This window comes from Xanthomonas sp. SHU 308, assembly GCF_000364645.1.
Classification (GTDB): Bacteria; Pseudomonadota; Gammaproteobacteria; order Xanthomonadales; family Xanthomonadaceae; genus Xanthomonas_A; species Xanthomonas_A sontii.
The window spans coordinates 1-342 of record NZ_AQOK01000550.1 but is presented as its reverse complement, the minus strand read 5'-3'; the positions used below and the strand labels follow the sequence as shown (position 1 = coordinate 342).

Below are 342 nucleotides of genomic sequence, written 5' to 3'. Positions count from 1 at the left end.
TGGCAGGTGCAGGTAGCGCGGCGTGGGCTGGCTCAGCGCACGCTGCAGCAGGATCTGCCGCGGCGTGGAGTCCAGCAGGTCGGCGCCGCGCACCACGTCGGTGATGCCTTGCGCGGCATCGTCGACCACCACGGCCAGTTGGTACGCCCAGCAGCCGTCGGCGCGCAGCAGCACCACATCGCCGACCTCGGCATGGACGTCCTGGGCCAGCCGGCCGCGCACCGCGTCGTCGAAGGCCACCACGCTGGCCGCACCGGGCGGCACGCGCAGACGGATGGCCGGCTGTGCGCGTGGCGCGTCGGTGACGCAAGCGTGGTGCACGCCGCCCTGCGCCGCCAGGGC

1 protein-coding gene is annotated in these 342 nt (G+C 74.9%); it reads right to left on the bottom strand.

The annotated features are described in order from the left end of the window. On the bottom strand, positions 1 to 342 hold a 342-nt coding region (locus tag D588_RS0116295), incomplete at both ends, for a glutamate--tRNA ligase family protein (RefSeq protein ID WP_017916732.1).